This window comes from Bradyrhizobium sp. Ai1a-2 (genome assembly GCF_000426245.1).
Classification (GTDB): domain Bacteria; phylum Pseudomonadota; class Alphaproteobacteria; order Rhizobiales; family Xanthobacteraceae; genus Bradyrhizobium.
On the sequence record NZ_AUEZ01000007.1, the window covers coordinates 84,514 to 103,867 of the forward strand.

At 64.0% G+C, this 19,354-nt stretch carries 16 protein-coding genes; 13 read left to right on the forward strand and 3 right to left on the reverse strand.

Features of this window, described 5'->3' with window-relative positions; translation table 11 throughout:
- Positions 1–168: 168 nt before the first annotated feature.
- The 11 genes from K288_RS0107520 to K288_RS44980 all read left to right on the forward strand — a co-directional run bounded on the left by K288_RS0107520 (position 169) and on the right by K288_RS44980 (position 13,879).
- Positions 169–1,446 carry an amidohydrolase/deacetylase family metallohydrolase gene (locus tag K288_RS0107520; protein WP_027578974.1) on the forward strand — a complete coding sequence of 426 codons (1,278 nt, stop codon included), beginning with the start codon at positions 169–171 and terminating at the stop codon, positions 1,444–1,446.
- Positions 1,447–1,573: 127 nt separating this feature from the next.
- Positions 1,574–3,865 carry a xanthine dehydrogenase family protein molybdopterin-binding subunit gene (locus K288_RS0107525; RefSeq protein ID WP_244443096.1) on the forward strand — a complete coding sequence of 764 codons (2,292 nt, stop codon included), beginning with the start codon at positions 1,574–1,576 and terminating at the stop codon, positions 3,863–3,865.
- Positions 3,862–4,698 (forward strand): FAD binding domain-containing protein, encoded by an 837-nt coding sequence (locus K288_RS0107530; RefSeq protein ID WP_027578976.1) that lies wholly within the window; start codon positions 3,862–3,864, stop codon positions 4,696–4,698. The genes K288_RS0107525 and K288_RS0107530 overlap by 4 nt, the downstream gene beginning before the upstream one ends.
- Complete coding sequence (locus K288_RS44970) at positions 4,695–5,900, forward strand: 2Fe-2S iron-sulfur cluster-binding protein (protein WP_043159468.1); 1,206 nt, start codon at positions 4,695–4,697, stop codon at positions 5,898–5,900. The genes K288_RS0107530 and K288_RS44970 overlap by 4 nt, the downstream gene beginning before the upstream one ends.
- A gap of 77 nt (positions 5,901–5,977) precedes the next feature.
- Entirely contained in the window at positions 5,978–7,132 is a 1,155-nt protein-coding gene (locus tag K288_RS0107540; protein ID WP_027578977.1) for an ABC transporter substrate-binding protein, read from the forward strand.
- A 205-nt stretch (positions 7,133–7,337) separates the two neighbouring features.
- Positions 7,338–8,210, forward strand: coding sequence for a branched-chain amino acid ABC transporter permease (locus K288_RS0107545; RefSeq protein ID WP_027578978.1), 873 nt, complete (start codon positions 7,338–7,340; stop codon positions 8,208–8,210).
- Positions 8,207–9,250 carry a branched-chain amino acid ABC transporter permease gene (locus K288_RS0107550; RefSeq protein ID WP_027578979.1) on the forward strand — a complete coding sequence of 348 codons (1,044 nt, stop codon included), beginning with the start codon at positions 8,207–8,209 and terminating at the stop codon, positions 9,248–9,250. The genes K288_RS0107545 and K288_RS0107550 overlap by 4 nt, the downstream gene beginning before the upstream one ends.
- Entirely contained in the window at positions 9,250–10,032 is a 783-nt protein-coding gene (locus K288_RS0107555; protein ID WP_043159469.1) for an ABC transporter ATP-binding protein, read from the forward strand. The genes K288_RS0107550 and K288_RS0107555 overlap by 1 nt, the downstream gene beginning before the upstream one ends.
- The gene (locus K288_RS0107560; RefSeq protein WP_027578981.1) at positions 10,025–10,729 is read left to right on the forward strand and encodes an ABC transporter ATP-binding protein; all 705 of its coding nucleotides are present in this window, start codon (positions 10,025–10,027) and stop codon (positions 10,727–10,729) included. The genes K288_RS0107555 and K288_RS0107560 overlap by 8 nt, the downstream gene beginning before the upstream one ends.
- On the forward strand, positions 10,701–11,084 hold the full coding sequence (locus K288_RS44975; RefSeq protein WP_084799508.1) for a Rieske (2Fe-2S) protein: 384 nt from the start codon (positions 10,701–10,703) through the stop codon (positions 11,082–11,084). The genes K288_RS0107560 and K288_RS44975 overlap by 29 nt, the downstream gene beginning before the upstream one ends.
- A 281-nt stretch (positions 11,085–11,365) precedes the next feature.
- On the forward strand, positions 11,366–13,879 hold the full coding sequence (locus K288_RS44980; RefSeq protein ID WP_244443097.1) for a spermidine synthase: 2,514 nt from the start codon (positions 11,366–11,368) through the stop codon (positions 13,877–13,879).
- A 57-nt stretch (positions 13,880–13,936) separates the two neighbouring features.
- Here the strand turns inward: K288_RS44980 and K288_RS0107575 are convergent, their stop codons facing one another.
- The 3 genes from K288_RS0107575 to K288_RS0107585 all read right to left on the reverse strand — a co-directional run bounded on the left by K288_RS0107575 (position 13,937) and on the right by K288_RS0107585 (position 17,209).
- Positions 13,937–14,560: a 2OG-Fe(II) oxygenase family protein gene (locus K288_RS0107575; protein ID WP_027578982.1), complete on the reverse strand. Its 624-nt coding sequence runs from the start codon at positions 14,558–14,560 to the stop codon at positions 13,937–13,939.
- A gap of 151 nt (positions 14,561–14,711) precedes the next feature.
- A complete protein-coding gene (locus tag K288_RS0107580) occupies positions 14,712–15,050 on the reverse strand; it encodes a hypothetical protein (RefSeq protein WP_244443085.1) in 339 nt (112 codons plus the stop codon).
- Positions 15,051–15,157: 107 nt separating this feature from the next.
- On the reverse strand, positions 15,158–17,209 hold the full coding sequence (locus K288_RS0107585; RefSeq protein WP_027578984.1) for a hypothetical protein: 2,052 nt from the start codon (positions 17,207–17,209) through the stop codon (positions 15,158–15,160).
- A gap of 399 nt (positions 17,210–17,608) precedes the next feature.
- On the opposite strand from K288_RS0107585, the gene K288_RS0107590 reads away from it, so the two are divergent.
- Together K288_RS0107590 and K288_RS0107595 are read left to right on the forward strand one after the other, a co-directional pair.
- Entirely contained in the window at positions 17,609–18,364 is a 756-nt protein-coding gene (locus tag K288_RS0107590; protein ID WP_343207756.1) for a peptidylprolyl isomerase, read from the forward strand.
- Positions 18,365–18,367: 3 nt separating this feature from the next.
- The gene (locus K288_RS0107595) at positions 18,368–19,339 is read left to right on the forward strand and encodes a HupE/UreJ family protein (protein WP_027578986.1); all 972 of its coding nucleotides are present in this window, start codon (positions 18,368–18,370) and stop codon (positions 19,337–19,339) included.
- The last annotated feature ends 15 nt before the right edge of the window (positions 19,340–19,354 follow it).

Sequence of the window (19,354 nt, forward strand, 5' to 3'; positions counted from 1 at the left end):
TGCAACGCACAGCCTCCAGCCTTGGAACGTGGCGCGGGTAGCCCGATTCGAGTGCACGCGCCATACGAGATAATGGCATGAAGCTTGCTTTTTGAAAAATACGAAGCATGCTTCGTATTTCCGCGAGAGCGGGATCAACCCGCCGGCGAGAGCTTAAGGAGAACGGTCATGTCCATCAGCGCCAGCTTCGACCTGCTATTGCGTGGCGGCCGCGTGATCTGTCCGGCCTCCGGCATCGACGGCATCCGGGATGTTGCCATTCGCAACGGCAAGATCGCGGCGGTGCAGGCGGACATCCTGCCAACCAGCGCGAGGGAAGTGATCGATGTCGCCGGCAAGCTGGTGTTGCCGGGGCTGATCGACACACATGCGCATGTCTATCAATACGTCACCGGACGGTTCGGCATGAATGCGGACATGGTCGGCGTGCAGTCGGGCGTGACGACGCTGGTCGATCAGGGCGGTCCGTCCTGCATGACGCTGCCGGGCTTTCGTCACTTTGTCGCCGAGACTGCGAAGTCCCGGGTCTATGCTTTCCTGTCGGCCTATCTCGTTGGCGGGCTCGAAGGACATTACTATCCGCAGCTCTATAGCCCCGAGGGTGTCGATATCGACGCCACGGTGAAGGCGGCGACAGCCAATCGTGACATCGTTCGCGGCATCAAGGCGCATGCTGAGATCGGTGGCTTTGCGCGCTGGGGCATTCGCGTCATCGAAATGTCGGTCGAGATCGGTCGCCGCGCCGATCTGCCGGTCTATGTTCACTTCGGTCAGCTCTGGGGCCTGCCGGAAAGCGGCGCCAACGGCGAGGATGCCGACACCATCCTGACGCGTGTAATCCCGTTGTTGCGCGAAGGGGATATTCTCGCCCATCCGTTCACGCGTCATCCCGGCGGCTTCGTCAATCGCGAGGGCGAGGTGCATCCGGTGATCCAGGCGGCGCTCGACCGCGGCCTCAAGGTCGACGTCGGTCACGGCAGTCACTTCTCCTATCGGCTCGCCAAGAAGGCGATCGCCGCCGGCATCGTTCCGACCACGCTCGGCGCCGATATCCACGGCTACAACACCCATGTGCCTGCGCCGGCCGGCACGCCGGATCAACATGAGGATGAAGAGAACCATCCGTTTGCGGGGCAGGCGAAGTTCAGCCTGGTGCAGGCGATGAGTTCGATGATGGCGCTTGGGCTGTCGCTGGAGCAGGTGGTGCCGATGGTGACATCGAACCCGGCGAAGATGCTCGGCCGCGACGCGGAGATCGGCGCGCTCAAAGTCGGCAGGGATGCCGATGTCTCGGTGCTCACGGAGCAGACCGGACGTTTCGTCCTTCGCGACAACGAAAAGAATGAAGTCATTGCCGAACGGCTGCTGCAGCCGGCGTTCTGCTTGCGCACCGGCACGCGCTACGACGCGGTGGCGCCGATCCTGCCGCAAGCGGTTGCGGCGTAAGGAGGCTGTACAGTCCGATCGGGGAGACGCCACCGTGCGCAACGAGCGTGACTTTTCCTCCGCACGAGGGGCCGGCGCCGGGCAGGGCGTCGGCGCACGGCTGCCGCGCAAGGAGGACGACCGGCTGATGCGCGGCCGCGGCCAGTTCGTGGCCGACATTCGTCTCGCCGGGCTGCAGGATGTTGCGTTCGTGCGCAGCCCGCTGGCGCATGCGCGAATTCTTGGCATTCGTGTGCCCGAGCGTTACCGCGCAAGCGTGTTCACCGCCGCCGATCTCGTCGGCGTCAAGCCGATCCGCGCGGTGTCGGCGTTGCCGGGCTTCAAGATTTCGGAACAGCCGGTGCTCGCCACGGGAAAAGTTCGCCAAGTGGGCGAGCTCGTTGCGATGTGCGTGGCGCCGACGCGCGCCGAGGCCGAGGACATCGCGGCTTCCGTGATGCTCGATCTCGAAGAGCTTCCCGCCATCTCCGACATGCTGAAGGCGCGCAAGCCCGGTACAGCGCTGGTGCACGAGCATTGGGGCGACAACATTTTCCTCGAGACCAATTATGAGGTCGACATATCGGCCGCGCTGGATGCGCCGATCAAGGTGACGCGCGAGATCTCGACCGCACGGCAGTGCATGTCGCCGCTCGAAGGCCGCGGCGTCGTCGCAACCTTCGATCACCGGCTCGATCAGCTCACGCTCTATTCGGCGGCGCAGATGCCGCATGTCACCCGTAGCGGCCTTGCCGAATGCCTTGGCATGGAGGAGGGACGGATCCGCTTGATCTCGCCCGATGTGGGCGGCGGTTTTGGCCACAAGGGAATTCTGCTGCCCGAGGAAGTCTGTCTCTCCTGGCTGACCATGCGCTGCGGCCATCCGGTGCGCTGGACGGAGGATCGTCGAGAGCATCTCACGGCGAGCTCGAATTGCCGGGAGCATCATTACAAGATCACGGTCTATGCCAACAGCGACGGAACGCTGCGCGGCATCGATTGCGAGGCGACGGTCGATTCCGGCGCCTACTCTTCCTATCCGTTCTCGGCATGCCTCGAGGCGGCGCAGGTCGCAAGCATCCTGCCCGGTCCCTATCGGATGCCGGCCTATCGCTGCCGAACCTTTTCGGTCGCCACCAACAAGTGCCCGATCCTGCCCTATCGTGGCGTCGCGCGCACCGGCGTCTGCTTTGCGCTGGAACTGATGCTGGATCTGGTCGCGGCCGAAGCCGGACTCGAACCCGGCGAGGTGCGGCTGCGCAACCTCATCCCACCGGAGCAGATGCCGTTCGACAACATCACCAGGAAGCATTTCGACAGCGGCGATTATCCCGAGGCGATGCGGCGGGCGTTGGCAGCGATCGATATCGATGCCGTGCGCGCGCGCCAGCGCGAGGGAGAGCCTGATGGACGGCGCATCGGCGTCGGCGTCTCCATCTATTGCGAGCAGGCGGCACACGGCACCTCCGTCTATGCCGGCTGGGGCATTCCGATGGTGCCGGGTCACGAGCAGGCGTCCGCGCGGCTAACGCCGGACGGTGGTCTCGAACTGCGCGTCGGCGTTCACTCGCACGGGCAGAGCATGGAGACGACGCTCGCCCAGGTCGCTCACGAGATGCTCGGCATCGATGTCGCGAGCGTGCGTATCATCCTTGGCGACACCGCGATGACGCCTTATTCGACCGGCACCTGGGGTTCGCGTTCGATGGTGATGGCGGGTGGCGCAGTCGCAACCGCGTGCCGCGAAATCGGCGAGCGCGCGAGGCGCATCGGTGCCAAGCTGCTGCAGCACGACCCGGCATCGGTGGTGTTGCAGAATGGCGAGGTGCGTGGCGTCAACGGCAGCGTGACGTTGAAGGAGATCGCCTATACCTGGTATCGCCGCCCGCAAGATCTGCCTGCTGATGTCGATCCTGGCGGGCTCGAGGTTACCGCGGGCTACAAGCCGCAGCGCGACAGCGGCACCTTCAGCTATGCCGCTCACGCCGCAGTCGTCGCCGTCGATCCCGATCTGGGAGAGGTCGAAATCCTCGACTATGTCATCGTCGAGGATGGCGGCGTGCTGGTCAATCCGATGGTGGTGGACGGCCAGATCTATGGCGGCCTCGCGCAGGGCATCGGTACTGCGCTCTATGAGGAGATGCCGTTCGATGCATCCGGCCAGCCGCTCGCCACGACGCTCGCCGATTATCTCTTGCCCGGCCCGACCGAGGTGCCTGCGGCGCGCCTCGACCACATGGAGACGCCGTCGCCCTATACGCAGTTCGGGGTAAAGGGCATCGGCGAAGGCGGCGCCATCGCGCCGCCGGCCGCGATCGCCAATGCCGTCAATGATGCGCTGAGACCGCTTGGCGTCGAGATGATGCAGTCGCCGATCACGCCGCACCGCATCGTCGAGGCTGTGCTCGCCGCTCGCGGTGCAGAAAGGACGGCGGCATGAAACCCGCGCCTTTCGGCTATGAGCGTCCACGCGATCTGCCGGCAGCGCTTTCGCTGTTGGCCGAAGCCAATGGGTCGGCAAAGATCATCGCCGGCGGGCAATCGCTCGGTCCGATGCTGAACCTGCGGCTGGTCCAGCCGGAACTTGTCGTCGACATCACCTGCCTTGCCGAGCTCAAGCAAGCCGAGCGACGCGGCGACGAACTCGTGCTGGGAGCCTGCATCACGCACGCCGACATCGAGGATGGGCGAACGCCGGATGTGACGCGTGGCGCCATGCGGGGCGTCGCCGCCAATATTGCCTATCGGGCGGTGCGCAACCGCGGAACGATCGGCGGCTCGCTCGGCCATGCCGATCCTGCCGCGGATTGGGTCTCGGCGCTTGCGGCATTCGGCGCGCGGCTGACGCTGCGCAGCCTCGCGGGTGCGCGCACCGTCGCAATGGAAGATTTCATCCTTGGCGCGCTGGAATCCATTTTGCGTCCCGGCGAGATCGTCGAGAGCATCCATGTTCCGGCGCGGCCGGCATCGGCGCATTGGGGCTACGTCAAGAGCTGCCGCAAGACCGGCGAGTTCGCGCATGCGCTTAGCGCGGTGCTGATCGATCCGAGCGCCGGGACGGCGCGCGTGGTGATGGGCGCGATCGACACCGCGCCGATCGTGATCACCGATGCCGCGGAATTGTTCGGCGGGCGTATCGCCGGCGATTACCAGGAACGCTTTGACGCGCGGGTTGCCGACGCTCTGCTCCGCAAGGCAGGCATCGACAATGCCGCCGATCGACATATCCATGTGAGCGTGCTCAGGCGCGCCGTCCGCGAGGCGGCCGCATGAGCACGATCGCGCTCAACGTCAACCGACGTGCCGTGCAGGCTGTCGCAGAGCCGCGCACGAGCCTGGCCGACTTCGTCCGCGACAAGCTCGATCTGACCGGCACGCATCTTGGTTGCGAGCATGGCGTTTGCGGCGCCTGCACGGTGCTGCTCGACGGCGTGCCCGCGCGTTCATGCATCACCTATGCCGTGGCCTGCGAGGGCGCCGATATCACCACCATCGAGGGCCTCGATGACGACGACATCACGACCGAGCTTCGCGCCGCCTTCACGCGCGAGCATGCCCTGCAGTGCGGCTATTGCACGCCGGGCATGCTGGTCTCCGCGTGCGACCTGGTGTTGCGTCTGACTGCCGCCGACGAGCGCCAGATTCGCATCGGCCTGAGCGGCAATCTCTGCCGCTGCACCGGTTATGTCGGCATCGTGCGTGCGGTGCAGTCCGTGATCGAGGCACGGCGCGCCCGCAATATCGCGCCCGAACCGGACGGCGGCCGAAAGGTCCTGGGGCCGGCAGGCTCGGCGCGAAGCGGGCGGGAGGGCGCGAGCCAGCCGCCGCGGCCAATCGAGGCTGAACCCGCCTATGCATCCGAGGCGGCGGCAGCGCCGGCCGAGATACCGGACTTCACGCCGGCCAACAGGCTCGAGCGGGAGTTCGCGCTTGCGCACCCGCCAAAGGACGTCTTTGCGATGTTCGACGACATCGCCGCCGTTGCGGCGTGCTTACCGGGTGCGTCGTTAACGGCAACACCGAGCCCCGGGCGGGTTGAGGGCGCCATTCGCATCAAGCTTGGTCCGATCGCCGCGATCTTCCTGGGTACGGCCCGCATCGAGCGCGATGCCAACAACCTTTCTGGCCGCATCGTCGGCATAGGCTACGATCGACGCAGCCGGTCGGCGACGCAGGGCGAGATTCGTTACCAGTTGGCGCCGATCGAGGACGGTGCGGCGACCCGCGTCGATCTCTCCATCGGATACACGCTGACCGGAATGCTGGCGCAGGTCGGACGGCCCGGCTTGGTGCGCGACCTCGCCGAGCGGCTGATCGCGGAGTTTGCCGCCAATCTCGACCGCCGCATGTCGGGGGCGTCGTTGGGGCAGGGAGCTGCGACGGAGTTGCAGGGGTTGTCGATGATTTCAGGAGTCTTGCGCGCGCGCGTCGCGCGCTGGCTGGGTCGGCTCGTCAAACGAGACGGAGCGGCGTGATGGTTTGGCGTCTCCCCATGTCGCGGGGTGGCGAGGTTGGGACTGCGCGGAGATCAACAGAGGGATTGGAGAGCCACATGATGAGGACTTCCAGGATTATGCCGGCAATTGCGCTGGCGGCGGTTTTGCTCGGTGGAGGGGCGAAGGCGCAAACCATCAAGATCGGCGTGAACGAACCGCTCACCGGCGCGTTCGCCGCGTCCGGCACCTATGTCGTCAACGGCGCCAAGATCGCCGCCGACGAGATCAACGCCAAGGGCGGCATTCTCGGCAAGAAGATCGAGCTCGTCATCGAGGACAACAAGAGCAATCCGACCGAAGCGGCCGCGGTCGCCGAGAAGCTGATCACGAGCGACAAGGTGCCGGTGCTGATGGGCGCCTGGGGCTCGAGCCTGACGCTCGCGGTGATGCCGAAGCTGATCGAGTATGAGACGCCGATGGTCGTCGAGACATCGTCGTCCAGCAAGATCACCACCACCGGCAATCCCTTCATCTTCCGCATCTCGCCGCCGTCGTCGGTCGAGGCCGCCGCCTTCAAGGGCATCGTCGACAAGCTCGCGTTGAAGAAGGTCGATTTCCTCGTCATCAACAACGACTGGGGCCGCGGCACGGCGGAAGATTTCAGCAAGATGATGAAGGAGAAGGGGATTGGCATCGGCCTGGTCGAGACCATGGACCAGGGTGCGCAGGATATGAGCGCGCAGCTCTCCAAGATCAAAAGCTCAGACTCCGAGACGGTCATCGTCACGACCGCGGTCGACCAGCTCACCTTGATCTTCAAGCAGGCCGCGGCGCTGGGCCTGAAGAAGCGCATCATCACCACTGGTGGTTCGCAGAATCCGGATCAGATCATCGCGCAGGCGGGCGCCGCGGCCAACGGCACCATGCACCTGACGACCTTCCTGCCCTGGTTTCCCGAGAAGACCCCGAACCCGGAAGCGACCAACTACTTCGTGTCGGAATGGAAGAAGCGCGGCTTCGACTTCGCCGGCTGCACCGAGAGTTTCCGCGGCTATGACGGCATCCGCACTGCGGCGGCCGCGATCGAGAAGGCTGGCAAGGCGGAGCCTGCGGCTATCAAGGCGGCGCTGTGGGACATCGACGTGAAGGGTTTGAACGGCGATATCGTATTCCGCAAATCCGGACCTGCAGGCAAGGAGAGCGGCCAGAGTCAGCCGAACGTCTACCTGATCGAGATCAGCGACGGCAAGGTCGACATGAAGACGCTGTGAGGATGAGAATAGGCGGAGCCGCCCTTCGCTCCCTCTCCCGCAAGCGGGAGAGGGCTGGGGTGAGGGTGTCTCCGCATCGGGATTCCCCCAGTGGAGAGAACCCTCACCCGGCGTTTCGCGCCGACCTCTCCTGCAAGCGGGAGAGGTCGAGCTTGTGGATCGACCGCTTAAACCAACTCGCACCATCCCTTGGTACGGAGCCGTCTTGAGCGAATTTCTGCAACATCTGATCAACATGCTCGTCCTCGGCGGCACCTATGCGCTGCTGGGGATCGGGCTGACCTTGATCTTCGGCATCATGAACGTGGTGAACTTCACGCACGGCGTGCTCTATACCTTCGGCGCCTACATCATGTTCATCGTGGTGCAACAGCTCGGGTTGAATTTCTTCCTTGCGCTGCCCGTTGCCGTGGTCGCGGGCTGGCTCCTGGGGGCGGTGATTGAACTGACCCTGCTGCGGCCGCTGCGCGGCTCCGATATCGACACCACCATGCTGGTGATGATCGGCGCCTGGATCGCGATGCAATCCGCGACGCTGTGGATCTGGGGCGGGGTCGCCAAATCGGTCGCGACGCCGTTTCCGGACGCGCCGCTTGTGCTGGGCCCCGTTTCGGTCTCCTGGCTGCGGCTGTTCGTTCTGGCGGCTGCAGCACTTCTGATCGTGGTGACATACCTGCTGATCAACCGCACCAAACTCGGCTGCGCGATGCGGGCGACGTTCCAGGACCAGGACACTGCGTCGCTGATGGGGGTCAACGTTGATCTCATCTACACCTCGACCTTTGCGATCGGTTCGAGCCTGGCCGCCGCGGCTGGCGCGCTGCTCGGGCCGGTCTATGTGATCTTTCCACAGATGGGCGATCTTGCCGCGGTCAAGGCGTTCGCGATCGTGATCCTCGGCGGGCTTGGCAACATCACCGGCGCGGTGATCGGCGGCTTCATCCTGGCATTGGCCGAGGAACTCGGCGCCGGCTACATCTCGTCGGGATACCGGGACGCGATGGGCTTCCTGATCATCATCGCGGTGCTGATCTTCAAGCCGACCGGCCTGTTCGCGCGCTCGGAGCGCGTCGGATGAAGGCAGGGATCACCATCCTCACGGTCGCAGCCTTCGCATCCGTGCCGCTCTGGCTGCGCGATCCATATCTCCTGAACGCGCTGATCACGACCGGCGTCTTCATCATCGCCGCGATGAGCCTCAATCTCCTGCTCGGGTTCACCGGCCAGCTCAGCCTCGGTCACATCGCATTCTTCGGCATCGGAGCTTATGTCAGCGCGCTGACCTCGCTTGGCTTCGATATCGGCTTTCCGGGCGGGTTCCGCCTGGTTCACGAACCATGGCCGCCGATCGCAGGATTTGTGCTGGCGATTCTGATCGCAGGATTATGCGGCTATTTCGTCGGGCTGCTTTCCTTCCGCGTCCGTGGCGCCTATTTCGTCATCGTCACGATTTCCTTTGCGGAGGTCGTGCGGCTGGTGGCGCTGAACTGGGTGGAGCTGACGCAGGGACCGCTGGCGCTGACCAATATCCCGTCGATCGCGATCGGCCTGCCGGGTCTTGGCGAACTGACGCTGCGCACCAAGCTGCAGAACTATTATCTCGTGCTCGCGGTCGCGTTCGTTGCCTATCTCCTGATCGCGAGGCTCGTGCATTCCCATTTCGGCCGTGCCATGCGCGGGTTGATGGAAAACGAGACGCTGGCGGTGTCAGTCGGCATCGATGTGACCAGGACGCTCACGCTCGCCGCGGTCATTTCGGCTGCCATCGCCGGCGCGGCCGGCAGCCTCTATGCGCACTACATCCGGATCATCGATCCCGAGGTGTTCGCCTTCATCAACACGGTGACGATGGTGATCATGGTCATCACCGGCGGCAAGGGCTCGCTGGCCGGACCTGTCGTCGGCGGCCTGATCTTCGGATTGCTTCCGGTCGTACTGCGTCCGATCATGGCGCCGGAAGCGCAATGGATCGCCTATGGCGGCGTGCTGATCGTGATCCTCTTCGTGTTGCCGCGCGGCATCGTTCCTTCGCTGGCGCAGCGGCTTGCGAAGCGGAAGCGCGAGGCGGCCACGGTGGCGCCGGTTGCCTTCTCCGAACGCGCCAAGGAGCCTGCGTGATGACCTCGCGAGCGATCGCCTTGGATGTCGAGCAGGTCGCCGTTCGTTTCGGTGGGCTCGTCGCACTCTCGGACATGAACTTCACGGTGGGCGAGGGCGAGATCGTCAGCCTGATCGGTCCGAACGGGGCCGGCAAGACCACCGCCTTCAACGTCATGACCGGTTTTTTGGACCCCGCCAATGGCAAAGTGAACTATCGCGGTACCACGCTCAACGGACTGAAGCCGCATCAGATTGCCGATCTCGGACTGATCCGCACGTTCCAACGAACCAGCGTTTTCCCGAACGATACAGTCTACGACAATCTCCTGATCGGACTGCACCGCCAGGGCAGGGTCGGATTGTTCGAAGCGATCCTCAGCCTGCCACGCGCCCGCGCCTCGGAGCGCCGGCTGCGCGAGCGCGCCGCCGAACTCCTGGAACGGGTCGGTCTCGCGCGTCGCGCTCACGATCTGGCGGGCTCGCTGTCCTATGGCGAGCAGCGCCTCGTCGGTGTGGCGCTGGCGCTGGCTGCAGAGCCATCGATGCTGCTGCTCGACGAGCCGGTCTCCGGCATGAATGCGTCGGAGACACACGCGTTCGTCGAACTCATTCGCAATATCCGCGATCGCGGCGTTACAATCCTCTTGGTCGAGCATGACATGCCGATGGTCATGAGCGTGTCGGATCGGATTGTGGTGTTGAACTACGGGAGGATCATCGCAGAGGGACCGCCGGACGTGATCCGGAACAATCCTGATGTCATCGAGGCATATCTCGGGCAGGGAGCGACGCGTGCTTGAGATCCGCGATATCGTCTGCGGCTATGGCGGCGTCACGGCGCTGCGCGGCATTTCGCTGCAGGTGAAGGCCGGTCAGCTCGTCGCCCTGATCGGCGCCAATGGCGCCGGCAAGAGCACCACGCTGCGCGCGATCTCCGGATTGGTACCGCTGCGTTCCGGACAGATGTTCTTTGACGGCAAGGATATCACCGCGGCGCGACCGCCGCGTGTGCTGGCGAGCGGGATCGCGCATTGCCCGGAAGGGAGGCGCGTGTTCCCGCACATGACGGTCGAGGAGAATCTCGAGATGGGCGCCTATCTGCGCAGCGACCCGAGGGGGATCGCCGCCGACCGCGACCGCATCTTCACCGAGTTTCCGCGCCTTGCCGAGCGACGATGGCAGGCGGCTGGTACCCTGTCGGGCGGCGAGCAACAGATGCTGGCGATCGGCAGGGCGCTGATGTCGCGGCCTCGCCTCATCATGTTTGACGAGCCGTCGCTGGGGCTCGCGCCCAACATTGTCGAGCGAACGTTTGCCATCATCTGCGGTATCCGCGATGCTGGCACGACTGTCTTGTTGGTGGAGCAGAACGCGTTTGCTGCGCTTGAGATGTGCGATCAGGCTTACCTCATCGAGAGCGGCCGCATCGTGCTGTCCGGCGTCGGCGCCGAGTTGATCGCGAACGAGCATGTGCGGAAGGCGTATCTCGGTGGCTGATCCGCCGCAGTCGTTCGGACGGTGGACGGCGATCTGTCCTGTGAGCCGGTTGATGGAAAAGACCTTCGTCTGCACCAGCATCGGCGGGAACGACCTGATGCTGATCTGGGACGGCGGCCGCGCGGTTGCTTGTGAGCGGGCGTGTCCGCACGAACAGGCCGATCTCAGTCGTGGACAGCTCTCCAACGGACGGCTGCTCTGTCCCCGTCATGCGGCGTCATTTGATCTCGACGACGGCAGCATCACCGCCGGCTGGCCAAGCCGGCCGTTGCGGATTTACCCGGTCCGGATCGCCGAGGAGCAGGTATGGATCGACGCCAAGGCTCTGCGGAATGCAGGATCCCCGCAGCCATGACTCTCCGCGTGCGACTTGGCCGGATAGCCAGACGAACCGTCACAAATCAGAATTGAGGATTTGCGAGAAAGGCACTGACCGATCTCGCGCACGGTCCTGCCATTCCCTTGGATCCGTGGCGAGAGGCCGTCGCCAGGCGGTCGCGGAACTTCGAGCTGGAAATGACCGCAATGCAATACGATCCGGACGCTGGCGCGATGGCTGCGGCAGACAAACTCGCGCCAACAGCGGATTCCGGCGCGGCCGGGCACCTCAAGCGGGTCGATCGGAACTGGGCCTTGATGCCGGTCGCAGCAGCGTCCGGCTTTGCGGGCCTCGGCTATGAGATCGTGTGGACGCGGCAACTCAGCCTCGCACTCGGGACCGAAATGATGGCGGTGCTGGGCGCGATCGCCGGATTTTTCTGCGGACTGGCGCTCGGTGCTTTTGCCCTCGATGGCCTGATCCGGCGGGCACGGTCGCCGTACATCGTCTATGCGGCGCTCGAGGCGGTGATCGGGCTTTGGGGGCTGGCGAACGTCTGGCTCCTGCCGCTCGCGGGCCGGGCTTTGCCGCCCATGCTTGGCACGGAGCCCGGGCCGGCCCTGCTATGGGCGGCCAGCTTTGCGCTGCCGACGCTTGTCCTGCTTCCCGCAACCGTGGCGATGGGCGGAACGCTGGCCGCGCTCGAACGGATGGTCAGCGAAGCTCGCGGCGATGTTCGCGTCAGTGCAGGCGTCTACGGCGCGAATACGGCCGGCGCGGTGGCAGGCACCCTGGCTTCGACCTTCGCGTTGATCCCTGCGCTCGGATTTTCCGGAACACTGGTTTGCCTCGCCATCGTGAACCTGGCATGCGCGTTGGGCGCGCTCGCAATCGCGCCGAATTCGAGCCCGCGTACGGCAGACCTCGACATTGTCGGGCGCCGTCGGATCGGAAGTTTGCGGCTCACGGTCACCCTGTTCGCGACCGGCCTGCTCGGGATCGCGTTCGAGGTCCTCGTCGTTCGTCTGGCAGCCCAGGCGATGCAGGACACGGTGTACACCTTCGCGGGGCTGCTTGCGGCGTATCTGCTCGGTACCGCTGCGGGAAGCCTCATCTGGCAGCGGGCCGGATGTCATGACCACGACGAAAGCCTCGGCTTGCTGCTCGCCGGGACGGCGCTCGCCTGTCTGGCGACGGCGTTCCTTGCCCCTCACATCGTCCGCTTTTCGCAGGCTACCGTCGAAGCCAGCATCATCGGCGAACTGGCTGTCGCGATGGCGCTGTTTCTGGTGCCCTCGGCAGCGATGGGCGCGCTGTTCGGCCTGCTCGCGCAACGCGTACGGGATCAGCGCGGATCGCTGGGATGGGCGGTCGGCATCAACAGCCTCGGCGCCTCGATAGCACCGCTGCTGGCGGCGCTGTTCCTGATCCCGACCTTCGGCGTATGGATGGCGCTCATTGCGGTTGCGCTGGGCTATCTTCTCCTGCTGCCGCCGAGCCGGACAGCGCTCGTCTGGTCGGCGGCGCCGGTGATCGTCGCCCTCGTCCTGTGGGTGCGTCCCCCGCCCTCCCTGACGAGAGTCCCGCCCGGCGGCACGCTGCTTGCCGTCCGTGAAGGGCCCATGGTGACGGCAAGCGTCGTCGATGATGCGTCGGGCACCCGGTATCTCGAGGTGAACGGCCACTTCCGCATGGGTGGGACGAGTTCAAGCCGATCCGACTATCGCCAGGCGATGCTGCCGCTGTTGCTGCATCCGGCGCCACATCGCGCTCTGTTCCTCGGCATCGGCACTGGCGCTACGGTGGTCGGCGGGTCGAAGATGCCGGAGGTCGCGGTACATGGCGTCGAATTGTCCCGCGAAGTGGTCGAGCTTCTGCCGTGGTTCGCCGATCCGCCAGCCGCCGTCTCGGCGCCCCGGATAACCGTCGCCGACGCGCGCCGATATGTCGCCGCGGATGCCGACCGATATGACGTGATCGTCGCGGATCTGTTTCATCCGGCGCTGGATGGCAGCGGTGCGCTCTACACCGTCGAGCATTTCGACGCCGTCAGGAAGCGACTGGCTCCCGGCGGCGTGTTTTGTCAATGGCTGCCCCTGTACCAGCTCGATCTGCCGTCCCTGCGCGCCATTATCCGCGGATTTCTCGAAATCTATCCCGAGGGCTCAGCCTGGCTCAATCACTACAGCGTACGCACCCCCATGCTCGCCCTGATCGGCCGGCGGGATGGCGGTCGTCTCGATCCCGACGCGCTGACCCTGCGACTCGGTAATCCGTCGGTCGCGCCCGTCGTGCGTCCGCTCGGGTTCGAATCTTCGATCGATCTGCTCGGACAGTATCTGGGAGGTCCGCGTGCGCTCTCCGCGTTCGCCGGCGAAGGTCCCCGCAATACGGACGACTATCCTTTCGTGACATTCGATGCGCGCCGCAACATCAGCGCGCTGACGGCGCCGCCGTGGTCCCTGCTGCTTGCCGTCATCCGATCGATGCGGCCGGACGCGGCCGAGTTGCTCGACCCGTCGCATCGCAATGCCCTGGGCGAACGTCTCGGCGCCTACTGGCACGCGCGCAATTCATTCCTAGAAGCGGGCGCTGCGCTGCCGGGAGATCCGCGCGGCATCGCGCTGGTCGAAGCGGCTTCCCCCGGGCTGCTTGATGCGCTTCGGCTCAGTCCCGAATTCGATCCGGCCTATGTCCCGCTGATGGGCATGGCGAAGTCGCTCATGGCGTCCGACCGCGACGCGGCCGCCCGCCTGCTGCGTGCGATCAACGATGCGGCGCCCACGCGCAATGAGGCAAGACAGTTGCTCGCGCGCGAATTCGGCCGCTGAGCCGCGACCGATCGCAGGAGCTATCGCTTCGCGAAAGCCGGTTTCGCGCCAAAGGAGCTACGGCGCGAAAGTGACCCGATAGCCCCAGCAATCAAGGTGGTCGGGAATGGCGTTGAACGCGATGGTGATCCGTTGCTCGCCCTGGTTTCTTGGGACCTCGTGATAGAGGTAGCTGGGGAAGAGAACCAGATCCCCCGGTTCGGCCTCTGGCAGCATGTACTTGCCGGCATTGTACGGCCCGATGGCCGCACCTCGCGTATGATGACGAAACGAGAAGTCAGAACCGCCGGGCGGCCGCACGAAAACAGTTTTGCTCGCCGGGTGCGACGGCGTCAGATAGAGGATCCCCGAGATGAAACTGTTCGCATGGGCATGCAGCGTCTGGTTTCCTCCGGTTTCGAGCATGTTGGTCCACATCTCTTTCACGGTCCAACGCAGCTTCTCGCCAAAGAGAAGCTCGCCGAAATCGACCAGCTTCGGCGTGGCCAACTCGGCGATCTCCCGAAACAGCTTGTTTTCGCGGGGGTCGGCTACCTCGGTATGAAAGAGCTGGCCCGAGCGCAGATTGCTTTCGACGCGGGCATTACGGATCGCCGCGACGGCGGCGTCCTTCAGCTCCGGACCCAACAGGCCCGGCGAACGCATCAGCGGAATCGGAAACAGCGGCTCGATATGGTCCATGTCTCAACATCCAGATATCTCGAATCCGTCGGACAATGCGCGGACGAGCATGACGCCGCGATGACAACGGACAAGTCACCGAACGTTCCGATTTGATTGTATCCGACCGACGGCTTCGGGCGGGGTCGATGGACCTTTCCCGCCATCGAGACTACTCGTCGGGCTTGAGGATCTTGAGCGTTTCGCCCGGCGGCAATTCGTGGCGGCGCTCTCGCAATTCATCTGCCGCTCGCGCGGCAAACTCCATGCACTCGTCGAACTCTCCATTGCCGGCCTCGACAATTGCCTGGTGCAAGTCACGTTCGGCGAAATAGCGGGAGAGATCGTTGGCCGGCAAGGTAGCCGCCACCGCGCGCGCTTGCCCGACCGCGGCCTCACAATCCTCTCTGTTGGGCTCGGCCGAAACGGTTTCGGCGCTGCATGGCGAGACCACGCAGCAGACCAGGCCCAAGAGCAGGCAGACCAGGACGGGTTTCAATTGGCTCAACATGCGTTCAACGAAGCAGGCACAAGACCCTCAGTGGGCCTAGCGGAAAAATCTGGCGGAGCGAAATCATTCGCTCCGCCAGATCCTATAGGCGTTGTTTCTTCCTGAACTCAGAAGAAGCGGTGGCCGTAACGATTCCACCAGCCGAAGTGCCACCAGTCATGGGGGTAGTTGTTGCCGCCCTGATGATCGTGATCGTGGTCATGATCGTTATCATCCCGGTGACCGCCAAGCTTCTCGGCGAGCTGAGCGTTCTTCTCAACCAGCAGCTTGGGCGAGCCGTGCGGCCGGATGAAGATCGGGTTGGCGTAGAACCAGACGTTCGAGTAGGCCTGAACGTCGTAGGTCACCTTCTTGACGCCGTTCGCCGTCTGCAGATGCGACGGGCAAGCGGGATCCGTGCAGCTCACCTGAACGTTGTTGACGTCGAGCAGCGGATTGCCGGCGCTGTCGCTGACGTTCGGCGTGGCGACCGGAATGTTCGTTCCGCGGGCGCGGACGTAGAACGCAGTCTTACCCGCGGTGAACGTGGTCGTGAAACGCAGGCGCAGCGAACCGTCCCGCTGATAATCGCGCTGCATGTGCTTTGCGAGAATCTGCTGGGAGATCGTGGTCGTGGGATTGTACACGACCGACGCACCGGCGACGCCGCTGGCGTTCGGTACTGCATAGCCCGGCGCACCCGGATCGATCGGACCCGTGATCTGACCGCTGATCAGATCGACATGGTCGACCGACGGCTTGTTCAACGGCTGCTTGATGCCGATCGGCAGCAGCAGCGGATTGTTGAAGCTATACGGGCTGTTGTTCTTGGCCGGGATGGTCATCTGCATTTCGAACGTGATCCGTTCGCCCGGCGTCACGACCAGCGTCTCGCCCATCGTCTTCCAGTCGCCGTCGCGGCCCTTGGCACGGAAAACCATGTCGGGACCGATGATGTCGGCATTGACGGAATAGGAGTTGCCCGAACGCATGCCGTCGATGACGGATTGCGAGCGGAAGTGCTCCTCGTTCGGGACGTAGAGCTTGGTATATTCGCCCGGGATGAAGTCGGCGGTCGTGAAGCTGTCACGCGCACCGGCCGCGCCACGATTGTGCCAGTCGGAGCTGACGTACACGAAGAAGTTGCGGCCTTCGCCGAGCAGACCGTCCCACAGGCCGCCGACCATGGCGGTGTATATGCCGCTCATGCCGTAGGTGCCGCCGCCAACCGCGCTGGTGGAGTAGGAACCGGAGCCGCCCGTGAGCGATCCCTGCGCCATGTGGCCAGGCGATTCGATGCCGAACGCCACCGTTGGACCGGCATTGTTGAAATCGCGGAAGTGCTCGATGTTGTAGCCGTTGCTGCTAGTCGGATTGAACGGACCGGCGCGCTCCGAGTGGGTCGGGATCGCGTAGGATTCCAGCGGGTGATTCTTCTGCAGCCACTGGATGCCGGCAACCGCCTTCTGATGGCCCGCCGTTCCGCTGTTGTTGACGTTGTCCTTGCCAGGCCAAACCGGCTTGTTCTTCGAATCCACCGGACCGATCGCGTCGTTGTCGGAACGGTCGAAGCGGAATTCGTATTCCGCCATCTTGTCGGCGTTGCCGTAGCCGCGCGGGTTCTGACCGGAAATGACAGCCACGTCAGTATGTTCGTGACCGGGAACGACCCACTCCAGGCCCTCGATCAGCACCTTGTTGTAGACCGGCGAGCGATTGACGATGATCGGATACTCGACTTCCTTGATTGACTGCCAGCGCCACATCTGGGCGCTGTCGCCCGTGCCGTTCGGCGTGCCCTTCAGGCTGGTGATCGTGATCCCATCGATGGTCTTGCCCAGCGTCTTATTCCAGGTCGTGGTGGTGTCGCCCGGAATGTTGGCGCTCGTATCGCTGAAGCGGCAGTCGCGGTTGCCCGAACCACCGTGGTTGCCAAGCGTGAACCAGTCGAGATCGAAGTTGTTTCCGCCCGCGGCGGCAGTGCCGGTCGCGACGGACCGGTCGATCGCATAGCCGGCGGATACCGAGCCGTCGGTGCATGTGTTGTGATTGTGCATGTCGCCAGCGACATACGGATTGTCTGGTTTGGGATCCCGCCGATCATTGGCATGCGCGGAATGTGCCAACGCAAGCGAGACCGAGGCTGCTGTCAGCAGCAATTTCTTTGAAGATTGAACCATGTAATCGCCCCTGGATGCGCTCTTACGCACGAAGAAAAATGAGAGCCACGCATCTGCTGCACCTGGCTCTCAGTTGTTCAGGCAACCAGAATTCGGAGACAGTTCGGTGAAGCTTTTATTTTTCCCGCTCGGATTTTTTTCGCACGCGCGATCGATTGCGGAGTGACAGATCGCAGGCAACGTTGCATAAGCCTGCGACGGTAAGATCCTCCGCGTGTCCTGCGGTGATCGTTTTGTGAAGTTTATGTGTCAACATTCGCGATGACAGACGCTGCGCATACTCTCGGGATATCGCCTTCCAAACCCGATGCATCCAACGAGAATTCGTCAGAATCCGCGGCGAAACACTTGCGTTCAAACCTATTCGACGTCTTCCGTTTTCTCGGACGTGAGCCGCTCGTGCATTTTGTCCTCCTCGGGGCAATCATCTTCGGCATAGACGCCGCACTGCGACCGCCGGCGAAGGATGACAAGGTCATCACGGTGACCAAGGCGATGCGCAAGTCCTTCATCGACAATTTCGACGAGGACAAGGAGCGCGTTCCCTCCGACTCCGAGCTCGAGAAGATGATCGATAGCTGGGTCGCGAGTGAGATCCTGTACCGCGAAGGCAAGGCGCTCGGGGTCGACCGCGGTGACGACATGATCCGCGATCGCATCGCCTTCAAGCTTCAACTGCTCATCTTCGACCAGGTCCGCGTGGCGCAGCCGACGGAAGAGCAGCTTCGTGCGTGGTTCGCGGACAACCATGAGCGGTTCGATGAGCCCGAGCAGGTCGGCTTCTACCTGACGCCGGCAACCGACGAGGCGACGGCACAGCGTCAGCTCGAAGACATCACAGGGCAGCGGGAATCCGAAGAGCTCCGCAATCAGACGCGCGCGATCCTTGGACGTCCCATCGCAAGCCTCTCTCCCTCTTTCGGTGAAAGCTTCCGCGATGCCCTGCTGGCGATGCCGGAGGGACAATGGAAGGTCGTGCAGTCCAAGGAAGGCTGGCATGTCGTTCGTCTGGATTCACGCCGCCCGGGCGCGCTCGCCAAGTTCGAGGATGTGCAGGAAGAGGCCGCCAAGCTCTGGTACTCCGAAGAGACGCGAAAGCAGGCGTGGGAGGCGGTGAGCCGTCTCAAGGCCAGTTACAAAGTGCAGTACGAGTGAGCCATGCGCCATCTTGCGGTTGCGCTACTCGTTCTCGCCGCGCTGGTCCTGCCACGCCAACTCGTCGCGCATGAGGCCACGCTCGGCGTGCTCGAATTCCGCGAGGTCCGGCCGGGCGCATTCGTCGGTCTCTGGACCATGGAGCCCACCATCGGAGCCGCGCGCGTCGATCTTCAAGTGCCGCCGCACTGCTTCCTTCGACTGCCGGAGCTCAATTGCGGCGACAAGGGGCTGATCGGGCCCATCACGATCACCAATCTCGGCGCCAACATGTCGGCGGTCCTGATCAAGGTGATTCCGATCGTGGGCGAGCCGCGCTCCTACACGATCTCGACCGCGAATCCCGTCGTTTCCGTGCTTGGCACCGGTGCCCCGACCCTGCAGACATGGATCGAACTGGCTAGGACCTACGTCAACTACGGCATCGACCATATCCTGCTCGGGGCCGATCACCTGTTGTTCGTGCTCGGACTTATCTGGATCGTCGGCGGCGGGTGGCGGCTGGTGAAAACAATCACGGCTTTCACGATCGGACACAGCGCCTCGCTTGCGGCGGCGGCATTCGGCCTGATCGGCGTGCCGGAGCGGCCGCTCAATGCCTGCATTGCGCTCAGCATCGTGTTTGTCGGCGTGGAGATCGTAAAGCAGCAGCGCGGCGAAATCGGGCTGACTGCGCGTTACCCCTGGGCGGTCGCGTTCACCTTCGGCCTGGTTCACGGCATAGGCTTTGCGAGCGCGCTGGCGGGACTCGGACTGGAGCGCCGACTGCTGCCCATCGCCCTGCTTTTCTTCAATATCGGCGTGGAGATCGGCCAGCTCGCCTTTGTGCTCCTGGTGCTGGCGCTGATGTGGGCACATCGGCGGCTCGACGCGGTCTTGCCGCGCTGGGGCGACGCGCTACCCGCTTATGCCATCGGCTCGGTTTCCATGTTCTGGTTTTTCGGCCGCCTGCTACGCGTGCTCGCGGCAACATGACGGAAAGCGTCGAAC

What these genes read in the sequence shown, in the direction of transcription:
- K288_RS0107520 (WP_027578974.1), top strand. Translation starts at nt 169, where the DNA reads ATGTCCATCAGCGCCAGCTTCGACCTGCTATTGCGTGGCGGCCGCGTG.
- K288_RS0107525 (WP_244443096.1), top strand. Translation starts at nt 1,574, where the DNA reads ATGCGCGGCCGCGGCCAGTTCGTGGCCGACATTCGTCTCGCCGGGCTG.
- K288_RS0107530 (WP_027578976.1), top strand. Translation starts at nt 3,862, where the DNA reads ATGAAACCCGCGCCTTTCGGCTATGAGCGTCCACGCGATCTGCCGGCA.
- K288_RS44970 (WP_043159468.1), top strand. Translation starts at nt 4,695, where the DNA reads ATGAGCACGATCGCGCTCAACGTCAACCGACGTGCCGTGCAGGCTGTC.
- K288_RS0107540 (WP_027578977.1), top strand. Translation starts at nt 5,978, where the DNA reads ATGATGAGGACTTCCAGGATTATGCCGGCAATTGCGCTGGCGGCGGTT.
- K288_RS0107550 (WP_027578979.1), top strand. Translation starts at nt 8,207, where the DNA reads ATGAAGGCAGGGATCACCATCCTCACGGTCGCAGCCTTCGCATCCGTG.
- K288_RS0107555 (WP_043159469.1), top strand. Translation starts at nt 9,250, where the DNA reads ATGACCTCGCGAGCGATCGCCTTGGATGTCGAGCAGGTCGCCGTTCGT.
- K288_RS44975 (WP_084799508.1), top strand. Translation starts at nt 10,701, where the DNA reads ATGTGCGGAAGGCGTATCTCGGTGGCTGATCCGCCGCAGTCGTTCGGA.
- K288_RS44980 (WP_244443097.1), top strand. Translation starts at nt 11,366, where the DNA reads ATGCCGGTCGCAGCAGCGTCCGGCTTTGCGGGCCTCGGCTATGAGATC.
- K288_RS0107575 (WP_027578982.1), bottom strand. Translation starts at nt 14,560, where the DNA reads ATGGACCATATCGAGCCGCTGTTTCCGATTCCGCTGATGCGTTCGCCG.
- K288_RS0107580 (WP_244443085.1), bottom strand. Translation starts at nt 15,050, where the DNA reads ATGTTGAGCCAATTGAAACCCGTCCTGGTCTGCCTGCTCTTGGGCCTG.
- K288_RS0107585 (WP_027578984.1), bottom strand. Translation starts at nt 17,209, where the DNA reads ATGGTTCAATCTTCAAAGAAATTGCTGCTGACAGCAGCCTCGGTCTCG.
- K288_RS0107595 (WP_027578986.1), top strand. Translation starts at nt 18,368, where the DNA reads ATGCGCCATCTTGCGGTTGCGCTACTCGTTCTCGCCGCGCTGGTCCTG.